Annotated in this window: 7 protein-coding genes; 4 read left to right on the top strand and 3 right to left on the bottom strand. The window is 70.0% G+C overall.

What is annotated here, in order from left to right; translation table 11 throughout:
• Positions 1 to 129 precede the first annotated feature (129 nt).
• Positions 130 to 1749: an MDR family MFS transporter gene (locus tag ACIBSV_RS48470; protein WP_395874038.1), complete on the bottom strand. Its 1620-nt coding sequence runs from the start codon at positions 1747 to 1749 to the stop codon at positions 130 to 132.
• A gap of 172 nt (positions 1750 to 1921) precedes the next feature.
• Between ACIBSV_RS48470 and ACIBSV_RS48465 the strand changes: the two genes are divergently transcribed.
• Positions 1922 to 2158: a LapA family protein gene (locus tag ACIBSV_RS48465; protein ID WP_395874036.1), complete on the top strand. Its 237-nt coding sequence runs from the start codon at positions 1922 to 1924 to the stop codon at positions 2156 to 2158.
• A 21-nt stretch (positions 2159 to 2179) separates the two neighbouring features.
• Entirely contained in the window at positions 2180 to 3304 is a 1125-nt protein-coding gene (locus ACIBSV_RS48460; RefSeq protein ID WP_395874034.1) for a hypothetical protein, read from the top strand.
• 278 nt (positions 3305 to 3582) lie between these two features.
• On the opposite strand, the gene ACIBSV_RS48455 is transcribed toward ACIBSV_RS48460, so the two are convergent.
• Positions 3583 to 5469: an ABC transporter permease/substrate binding protein gene (locus ACIBSV_RS48455; RefSeq protein WP_395874032.1), complete on the bottom strand. Its 1887-nt coding sequence runs from the start codon at positions 5467 to 5469 to the stop codon at positions 3583 to 3585.
• Positions 5462 to 6856 carry a glycine betaine/L-proline ABC transporter ATP-binding protein gene (locus ACIBSV_RS48450; protein WP_395874030.1) on the bottom strand — a complete coding sequence of 465 codons (1395 nt, stop codon included), beginning with the start codon at positions 6854 to 6856 and terminating at the stop codon, positions 5462 to 5464. Before ACIBSV_RS48450 ends, ACIBSV_RS48455 begins: the two co-directional genes overlap by 8 nt.
• Positions 6857 to 7467: 611 nt before the next feature.
• On the opposite strand from ACIBSV_RS48450, the gene ACIBSV_RS48445 reads away from it, so the two are divergent.
• Both ACIBSV_RS48445 and bioA read left to right on the top strand, forming a co-directional pair.
• A complete protein-coding gene (locus ACIBSV_RS48445) occupies positions 7468 to 8247 on the top strand; it encodes a hypothetical protein (RefSeq protein WP_391586929.1) in 780 nt (259 codons plus the stop codon).
• 110 nt (positions 8248 to 8357) lie between these two features.
• The gene (bioA, locus tag ACIBSV_RS48440) at positions 8358 to 9659 is read left to right on the top strand and encodes an adenosylmethionine--8-amino-7-oxononanoate transaminase (RefSeq protein ID WP_395874028.1); all 1302 of its coding nucleotides are present in this window, start codon (positions 8358 to 8360) and stop codon (positions 9657 to 9659) included.
• The last annotated feature ends 334 nt before the right edge of the window (positions 9660 to 9993 follow it).

Raw genomic sequence — 9993 nt, 5'->3', positions numbered from 1 at the left:
GGGGGGTGGGGGGGCGGGGGGGGGCCGGACCCCCCGCGGGGGGGCGTGTTCACCCCGTCCGGCGCGCGGGCCCCCGCCGGCGGGGGGGGGGGGCCCGGGGGGGGCCCCCCCCCGCCCCGCGTCGGCAGGTTACGGCGTGCGCGCCTCGACCTTGTCGATCCGTACCGGAGCGGAGACCGAACCCGGCTCCGCACCCGCCGCGGGCGTCTGCGGGTCGGCCTTGGCCACCACCACCGCCTGCGAGGTCTGCAGCGGGACCTCCTTGATCAGCAGTACCGCGATCAGCGCGAGCAGGCCGAACGGGGCCGCGAACAGGAAGATGTCGCCCACCGCGTGGCCGTACGAGGTCTCCACGATGCCGCGCGCCGGCTCCGGCAGGTGGTGCACGTTCGGGATGCCGGACCCGCCACCCGCACCGGACCGGAGCCCGGCGTCGGACAGGTAGCCGGTGACCTTGGTCGCCATCACCGCGCCCAGCGCCGAGACGCCGACCGCGCCGCCCAGGCTGCGGAAGAACGCGACGACCGAACTGGCCGCGCCCAACTGGTGGACCGGCACCGCGTTCTGCACCGCGAGCACCAGGTTCTGCTGGAGCGCGCCGACGCCCATACCCAGCAGGAACATGTACACGCCGAGCACCCACAGGTTGGTGTCCGCGCGGGCCGTGCTCATCAGGGCCAGGCCGATGGTCAGCGAGACGCCGCCCGCGACCAGGTAGCGCTTCCAGAAGCCGGTCGCGGTGATCAGCTTGCCGACCACGGTCGAGGCGATCACCAGGCCGCCGATCATCGGCAGCGTCATCAGGCCCGAGACGGTCGGCGACTTGCCGCGCGCGATCTGGAAGTACTGGCTGAGGAAGACCGACGAGCCCATCATCGCCAGGCCCACCGCGAGGCTGCCGAGCACCGCGAGCACGATGGTCCGCTCCTTGAACAACCACAGCGGGATGATCGGCTCGGCCGCCCGGCCCTCGACCCGAATCGCCAGGGCGATCAGCAGCAACGATCCGAGCACCATCGCCGCACTCTGCCAGGAGATCCAGTCGTAGTTCTTGCCCGCCAGCGAGACCCACACCAGGAGCACCGAGACGCCCGCGCTGATCAGCGTCGCGCCCAGGTAGTCGATGGTGACCTCACGCTTGACCACCGGGAGCTTGAGCGTCTTCTGCAGGATCACGATCGCGACCACCGCGAACGGCACGCCGACGTAGAAGCACCAGCGCCAGCCCAGCCACGGGGTGTCCACGATCACGCCGCCGATCAGCGGGCCGCCGACGGTGGCCAGCGCGAAGGTGGCGCCGAGGTAGCCGCTGTACCGGCCGCGCTCCCGCGGCGAGATCATCGCGGCCATGATCACCTGCGCGAGCGCGGTCAGGCCACCCACGCCGATGCCCTGGATCACCCGGCAGCCGATCAGCATGCTCGTGTTCTGCGAGAGGCCGGCGAGCGCCGAACCCGCGACGTAGATCACCAGCGCGAGCTGTACCAGCAGCTTCTTGCTGGTCAGGTCCGCGAGCTTGCCCCAGATCGGGGTGGTCGCGGTCATCGCGAGCAGCGTCGCGGTGACCACCCACGTGTAGGAGGTCTGGCTGCCGTGCAGATCGGAGATGATCCGCGGCAGCGCGTTGGACACGATCGTGGACGACAGGATCGCCACGAACATGCCCAGCAGCAGCCCGGACAGCGCCTCCATGATCTGCCGGTGCGACATCGGTTCCGCCGACACCTCCGCGGCCGGTGCGTTGCTCATGCCTTCCCCTTTTACCTCTCGGATCCTCTGCGCCCGGACGCGGCTTCCCCACCCCCGACACTCGTTGCTTGTTACAACCATAGCGTGCTTTGTTGCTGCAAGCAACTTTCAAGAGATGGTCAAGTCGGCGCGCCTGTCCGTGATCACTCCGTCACGCAAATAGCATCGAGGTATGGCGAAAACCCCTCGGCCCGGCGGCGCGGGCGGCAACATCGGCGGCGTGTCCTACCGCACGATCGGCATCGCCGCGGTCGTCGTCCTGGCCGTCTGGTTCGTGCTGGCCAACACCGCCTCGGCGACGATCCGGTTCTGGATCCCCACGCTGGCCGCACCGATGTGGATCGTCCTGGGCGGCACGTTCGGGGCGGGCGTGCTGACCGGGTGGTGGGTGAGGGGAAACCGCGGCTGAACGGCCGGATATCCTGGCCGCATGCTTCGCTCCAGGCCGCGCCCCGCCGTGTCCGTGGCGAGCCTGGTGACCGCCGGTCTGCTCCTGGCCGGCTGCGCGAGTCCCGGTTCGCCGACCGCCGAGCCCTCCGCGGGCACTCCCACCGGATCGGAGACCCAGCCCGTCGGCGACACCGTGTGCGCCGGCCTCCTGCCGACCTCGTCGGTGACCACGCTGCTGCCCGCGGAACCCGCCTTCACGAGCGAGGACCAGCCGCCGCTGGAGCACTATCCGGTACTGCGCTGCCGAGTCTCGGCCGGCGACCGGGCCTTCGTCGGCTCGGCGTACCTGTTCAACATGGCGGGCGCCGAACGTGTGCAGTTGCCGGGGCTGACCACGACCGGGTCGGCGCCGCTGGGCGACAAGGACCACGATCTGTACGGCATGGCCGGTGCGGACGACGCGTGGCTGGTACAGAACTGCAAGGTGCAGAACGTCGAGGGCCCGGTACCGATGCTGGTGCGCGCCCGCACCATCGGACCCGCCGGCGCGCCGAACACGCCCGACCAGCGGCAGCAGTTGGCCGACCTGGCCGTCGAACTCGCCAACGGCGTGGCCAAGGTGGCCGGGTGCGGCTCCGAGCCGACCCCGCGACCCGGCGAGATCAAGCCTGCGAACGATCCGAAGCCGATCACCGACGCGCGCGTGTGCGGCATGCTCGACCCCGCCGCACTCGGCCCGCAGGCGGCCGGTGAGCAGCGTGCGCGCTGGACCGCGGCCGCGACCCCCGAAGGCCCCGGCGCGATCCAGGGCTGCGACCTGTTCCTGGACGGCACGCGCGTGTTGTCCTTCGCCATCGTGCACGGCTACCTCGCCCCCGGCGCCGAGGTCCCGGGCGAACGCGCCATCCTGTCCGAGCGGTTGCCCACCGGTGGCGTCCCCAACGACGCCCAGCTCGCGGGCACCGTCGAGGGCAAGGTGCTCGGCAGGTGCGACGGCCACACCGTCGCCTACCAACTCAGTCGGCACAACGGCGAGGACCCTCCCGGCCTGACCCTGGGTCAGCCCACCGAGACCTTCTTCAAGTCCTTCGCCAACGGGGCCTCCCAGTGGGGCTTCAAGTGCGAACCGATCGCCCCCGACGCCGATTGGCAGATCCGCCGCTGACCCCTGGCACTCCACTGTGCCCGGGAGCCCGGCGAGACGCCCACGACATGCCCCGACCCGATCCGGGCGGATCCCACCACCGGCCCACCACCGGCCCACCGCCGGTTCTCCCGCCGCGCCCGTCCGGGCACGCCGCGAAAGACGAAGAGGGTGCCGCACGATATTCGCGCGGCACCCTCTTCGCGGGTCACCCGATCGCGTCGGCCGATCACCTCGACCGATCACTCGGCTGATCGATCGCCTCTGCTGATCGCGTCACCCACGTGAGCGACGAACCGTCAGCTCACACCCCCCGGTTCCCGAGTGGCGGCCGGCAGCGACTGGGGCTGCGCGCCCTTGTCCTGCCCACCGTCCTTGTCCTGCTTCGGCTGCTCCCCGCCCGCGGCCGGAAGCCCGCCGAGGAACTTCTGCTCGACGTCCGGGTTCTCCTTCAGGTAGGCCTTGACCCCCTCGGCGGCGGCGTTCGGCTTGCCCTCGAAGTCGACGAAGACCTTCTTCTCCAGCGGCCCGAGTACCGAGTCGTCCAGTTTGAGGTTCTTCACCCAGGTGTTCAGCTCCGGGAAGTCCTTCGCGAAGCCCTTGCGACCGATCGAGCTGATCCAACCCGGCGCGCCGTAGGACTGCTTCGGGTCGGCCAGCGGCTTGATGTCGTACTTCGTGTACGCCCAGTGCGGACGCCACATCGTCACCACGATCGGCTTGCCCGCCGCCATCTCCCGGTCCAGTTCGGCGATCATCGCGGGCGTGCTGCTCTTGACCAGGTCGAAGTCGAGCCCGTACTCCGGGATCAGCTTCTTCTCGGTCAGGTCCATGATGTTCGCGCCCGGCTCGATGCCGACGATCCGACCGCCGAACTCCTTCTCGTGTCCCTTGAGTTCCTCGACCGAGTTGTACGGAAGGTTCTTCGGGATCGCGAGCTGCACATCGACGTTGTTGTACCACTGCCCGATCTCCTCGAGCTTGGACCCGTATTCGTCCATGTACTTCTTGTGCAGCGTGGGCAGCCACGCGTCCAGGAACAGGTCGATGTCGCCGCGCGCGATGCCCTGGAACATCGGGCCGACGTCGAGCTGCTTGAGCGTGACGTCGTAGCCGCGCTTCTCCAACAACTGCTTGTACATGTTGGTGACCACGACGTCCTCCTCCCACGGGATCCAGCCGATCGTGATCTTCTTCCGACCGCTGTCCGAGGTGCCCAGCCCGAAGCCGCCCAGCAGCCCCGCCACCAGCGCGACCGCGACCACGCCGCCGACCGCGGCGACCGGGCGCGGACGCCAGTCCAGCAGCCACTTGGGCGTGAAGCCCTCGGTGCTGCGCACGGTCGCGGCGCGCTTGGCCCGGGCCTCGACCCGCTGCCCGGCGGCGTTGACCGTACGGTCGAGGTAGATCGCGAGCACGACCACCGCGACGCCGGCCTCGACCCCCAGGCCCACGTTGTTGTTCGACAGCGCGCCGAACACCTCGCTGCCCAGGCCGCCGGCGCCGACGATGCCGGCGGTGACCACCATCGACAGCGACAACATGATGACCTGGTTGACGCCGGCCATGATGGTCGGCAGCGCGAGCGGGAACTGGATGTCCTTGAGGATCTTCCACTCGCTGGTGCCGAACGCCTCACCGGCCTCGACCATCTCCGCGTCCACGCTGCGGATGCCGAGCTCGGTCATCCGCACACCCGGCGGCAGCGCGAAGACCACGGTGGCCACGGCGCCCGGTACCTCACCGATACCGAAGAACGTGATCGCCGGGATCAGGTACACGAAGGCCGGCATCGTCTGCATGAAGTCCAGCACCGGCTTGACCACGGTGCCCACGGCCCGGCTGCGCGCGGTCAGGATGCCCAGCGGGATCGCGATCAGCAGCGCGACCGCCGCCGAGACCAGCACCAGGGCGAGCGTGGACATCGCCGGCTGCCACATGTCCAGGCTGTCGATCAGCAGGAATCCGACCGCCGCCGGCAGCCCCAACACCGGACCGCGCACGGCCCAGCCGATCGCCGCGAACAACACGACCACGGCCGGCAGAGGCGAGTCCGTCAGCCAGTCGGCGAGATGGGTGATCGCGCCGCCCACCACGCTCTGGATGAAGTCGAACAACCACGAGAAGTGGTCACGCATGAAGTCGACCAGGCTCTCCGCCCAGTCGCCCACGTGAATCCTAGGCATTGTCACGCACCTCGCCCTCGCCCACGACCGGCTCGCCGGCCGGCGCCGGAACGAGCGAAGCGGTCGGGGCGGACCGCTCCGGCACACCCGCCGTGCCCGTCGGCAGCAACTTCTCCGCCGGGCCCGCGGGCACCAGCATCTTGACGCTGCCGGTGTCGGTCACACCGAGCGTGCCCCCCTCGGCACCGCCCGATCCGCTCGGCGCGGCGTTGCCGAGCGCGGCCAACAGGCTCACCCGGGGGATCACCCCGACCAGCCGCATCGCCTCGTCCACCACCGCGAGCGGCAACCTGCTCTCCGCACACGGCGTGAACAGCTCGGCGACCGGCGTCTGCGGGGTCACCGTCACCACGTCCAGCGAGGGATCGGGCTGGATGCTGCGATCGCCGGTACGCGCGGCCTCGGTAACCGCCGCGTCGGTGACCGCACCGAGCAGCCGGCGGCCGTTCTCCCGGGTGTCCACCACGAACGCGGCCGTGGTCTGCGCCTCGCGCATCGTGCGCATCGCGACCCGGGGCCCCTCGCCACAGGTCACCGTGGCGCGCGAGTCCTCCATGATCGAGCCGGCGGTCAGCACTCGGGTGCGGTCCACGTCGGCGACGAAGGACGCCACGTAGTCGTTGGCCGGGTCGGTCAGGATGTCCTCGGCGGTGCCGATCTGGACCACCCGGCCGTCGCGCATCACCGCGATCCGGTCGCCCAGGCGCATCGCCTCGTTGAGGTCGTGCGTGATGAACACGATGGTCTTGTGCAGCTTCTCCTGGAGTTCCAGGAGCTGGTCCTGCATCTCCCGGCGGATCAGCGGGTCGAGCGCGCTGAACGACTCGTCCATCAGCAGGATGTCGGCGTCCGTGGCAAGTGCCCGGGCCAAACCGACCCGCTGCTGCATGCCGCCGGACAACTCGCCCGGCGCGGACTCCTCCCAACCGGCGAGGCCGACCAGGGCCAATGCCTCACGGGCACGCCGATCCCGCTCGGCCGCCGGCACACCCTGCACGGACAAGCCGTAGCCGGCGTTCTCCAGCACCGTGCGGTGCGGGAACAGCGCGAAGTGCTGGAAGACCATGCTGACGCGCCGGGCGCGCACGTCGCGCAACTCCTTGGCGGGTAGCGAGGTCAAATCCCGGTCGTCGATGTAGACGGCGCCGGCGGTGGCGTCCAGGAGACCGTTGAGCATCCGCAGCAGGGTCGACTTGCCCGAACCGGACAGGCCCATCACCACGAATATCTCGCCCTCGGCGACCTCGAACGAAACGTCGATCACGGCCGGGGTGGCATTGCTCTTGCGTACATCGTCACGGCTTTCGCCGGCACGGAGCCGTTTGACCGCGTCGTCGGCACGTCGGCCGAAAATCTTGTACAGGCCTTCGGCCTTGAGTCTGGACACGCATACCTCGTCATTAGGGCCGCGGAAAACGGAACCGTTGACTTCGGTTCCGGGCCGGAGCACCGCCGTGATGAGGGCGCCGGCGCCGCGGGCTGTGGATGCGGGAGTACGGCCGCCGCAAAAACGTCACGGCAGCGGCGCACGTCCGGGGTCGAACGCCTTTTTCGGGGGCAGGCCCGAAAAAGTTGCATCCCGCATTTGTTACCGGGCGTGACTTGCCCGACTGATTCGGATGAGAAACATATGGAGATTCTCATCTCATGAAAGCGTTCGCATATGTCCGAATTGATTCACTGATCACCCGATCCGAACACGGCCTTTCGACCGCGATCGCCCGGTGATCATGACGTGATCACATCGACATACTCGTACCTCTCGGTCATCGAACGCGTACCCGACGCCGAAACGTCGACGTCCACCGTCGCACACGGGCGTGCACTCCGGCGCCGTCCCCCGAATGGCCGTGGCGTGGCCGGGGCGCACATGCCCCATAGGGGTGACGTTACCGCGTTCTCCAGGTGACACAACGTCACCAGGCGGTAACGTCCCGGCGCGAGAACGCAGACGGCGATCCCCCACTGTCGCACGCACCCCTACCGATGGAGCCTTCCGTGTCACGCTTGCTCGACGTCAGCCCCGAGGTCCGCGCCGAGATCGGCGACGACGAGGCCGCCCGCTTGGTGGCCGGGGAGACCGGTCCCCAGACCTACGCCTGTGCCTCCTGCCGCGGCGAGGGCGACACCACTTCCGTGGAGACCAGCGCGCTGTTGTACCTGGCCGAGGAGACGGCCGTGCTCGCGTTCGCGCACACGCGCTGCATCCCCTCGCAGGTGATCCCGGTCTCCGAGGCGGCGGTCGAGCCACTGCTCGCGGCGCAGGCCAACCCCGGCCTTGCCGTGCAGACGGTGGTGCCGGGTGGTCCGGTGCCGATCTCGATCACCGGCAGCATGGTGGTGTGCGCGGGCGTGACGTACGCGGCGTTGGTGGTCGAGCCGGGTGCGGCCGTGGCCCGTCCCGGCACTCCCGGTGCGCAGGACGAGTTCCTGTCGCTGCTCGGCGAACGCGGGTTCGCGCCGATCGCCACCCCGGACGAGACGCTGCCGCCGCTGCTCGGCGGGTGGTCCGTGCAGATGACCGATGGCTACCTGACCGCGGTGCTGTTCCCGGGCGCGGGCGGACGGACCGAGGCGTGGTGGCAGGCGCAGACCCCGGCGGAGGTGCCCGAGGCGTGGCTGAACGCGGCCAAGACGCACGGCGTGGTACTGCTGTTCGCCGCCCCGGTCGGCACGATCGGCATCCACACCGGCAACGACGAACTGGCCGCCGCACTCAGCGAAGCGGGCCGGCGCAACCTGCTGGCCGCCGGATCGGTACCGGTCAGCGGCATCTGAACGAGCGTCGCCGCCTCGACCCGGCGGCGCGGTCGGGCGGGCATCATGGGTACGCGCGGGAGGCGGCCGATTCCGGGTCGCCTCCCATGCTCCGATAGCGTGCTGCGCCTATGGAGCACTACGACGCGGCCTACGGCGACGAACTGGTTTCCCACGACCGGCGGCACATCTGGCACCCGTACGCGAGCACCGACGGCAGCGCGCCGCTGTTCCCCGTGGTCGGCGCCGAGGGGGTCCGGCTCCGGCTCGCCGACGGGCGCGAGCTGATCGACGGGATGTCCTCGTGGTGGGCCGCGATCCACGGCTACAACCACCCGGTGCTCAACGCCGCCGCGCACGCGCAGGTGGACACGATGGCGCACGTCATGTTCGGCGGACTGACCCATCCCCCGGCGGTGCGACTCGCCCGCCGGCTGGTGGAGATCACTCCCGAACCGCTGAGCAGGGTCTTCTTCGCCGACTCCGGCTCGGTCGCGGTCGAGGTGGCGCTCAAGATGGCGCTGCAGTACCAGCGCGGACGCGGACGCCCCGAGCGCACCCGACTGCTCACCGTGCGCGGCGGCTACCACGGCGACACGTTCGGCGCGATGTCGGTGTGCGACCCGGTCGGCGGAATGCATCACCTGTTCTCCGAGGTGTTGCCGGCCCATCTGTTCGCACCGATCCCTCCCCCGGGCTTCGACACCGAGCCTTCCGCCGCGGACACCGCGGCGATCGAGGACCTGCTGGAGCAACACGGCTCGACGATCGCCGCGGTGATCCTGGAGCCGATCGTGCAGGGAGCGGGCGGGATGCGCTTCCACTCTCCCGCGTACCTGCGCCGGATCCGCGAACTGTGCAGCCGGCACGGGGTGTTGCTGATCGCGGACGAGATCGCCACCGGATTCGGTCGGACCGGTGAGCTGTTCGCCTGCGAACACGCGGGAATCGCACCGGACATCATGTGCCTGGGCAAGGCTCTCACCGGCGGCTATCTGACCATGGCCGCGACCCTGTGCACCGACGAGGTGGCCGACACCATCTCCCGCGGCGAGGGCGGCGCCTTCATGCACGGCCCCACCTTCATGGCCAACCCGCTCGCCGCGGCGATCGCGGGCGCGAGCGTGGACCTGCTCCTCTCCGGCCCCTGGCGCGAACGTGTCACCACCCTGTCCAAGGGCCTGCGCACCGGCCTGGCCCCGGCCCGCGACATCCCCGGCGTAGTCGACGTCCGCGTCCTGGGCGCCATCGGCGTCATCGAACTCGCCACCCCCGTGGACATGTCCACCATCCAGCCGGCCTTCGTCGAACAAGGCGTCTGGATCCGCCCCTTCGGCAAACTCGTCTACACGATGCCCCCCTACGTGATGTCCCCCGAAGACCTCACCACAGTCACCACCACCATGGTCGAGGTAGTCCGCACCCACACATAACCCCGCCCCATCCCCAGCACACCGGCACCCCCGCCCCTGTCCGCGTCGATCACCCGTCGCCCAAGTGCGATTCCCCCGGCGCGTCAGCGCCCCGACCCACCCCCACCCCACCCGCGCCGATCACCCGCCCCGACCGCGCGCCCCGGCGCGTCAGCGCCCCGGCGCGTCAGCGCCCCCGACCCACCCCCACCCCAGTGATCGACGCGCGAAGCGCGGAGAGCGGCGGAGCCGCAGAATTCGGGCTTCGTGGCCCGGAGCGAAGCGGAGGGACACGAAGCCCCGAGCGAGGCGCCGCCTTTTTTCTCGGAGGAGCGAAGCGGGGGAGAGAAAAAAG

Origin of the sequence: Embleya sp. NPDC050154 (assembly GCF_044460165.1) — a bacterium.
Taxonomy (GTDB): Bacteria; Actinomycetota; Actinomycetes; order Streptomycetales; family Streptomycetaceae; genus Embleya.
The sequence above is the reverse complement of the archived record's forward strand: the minus strand, read 5'-3'. Positions and strand labels throughout refer to the sequence as shown.

Coding starts and splice junctions, on each gene's coding strand:
- ACIBSV_RS48470 (WP_395874038.1), bottom strand. CDS start 1,749: ATGAGCAACGCACCGGCCGCGGAGGTGTCGGCGGAACCGATGTCGCAC.
- ACIBSV_RS48465 (WP_395874036.1), top strand. CDS start 1,922: ATGGCGAAAACCCCTCGGCCCGGCGGCGCGGGCGGCAACATCGGCGGC.
- ACIBSV_RS48460 (WP_395874034.1), top strand. CDS start 2,180: ATGCTTCGCTCCAGGCCGCGCCCCGCCGTGTCCGTGGCGAGCCTGGTG.
- ACIBSV_RS48455 (WP_395874032.1), bottom strand. CDS start 5,469: ATGCCTAGGATTCACGTGGGCGACTGGGCGGAGAGCCTGGTCGACTTC.
- bioA (WP_395874028.1), top strand. CDS start 8,358: ATGGAGCACTACGACGCGGCCTACGGCGACGAACTGGTTTCCCACGAC.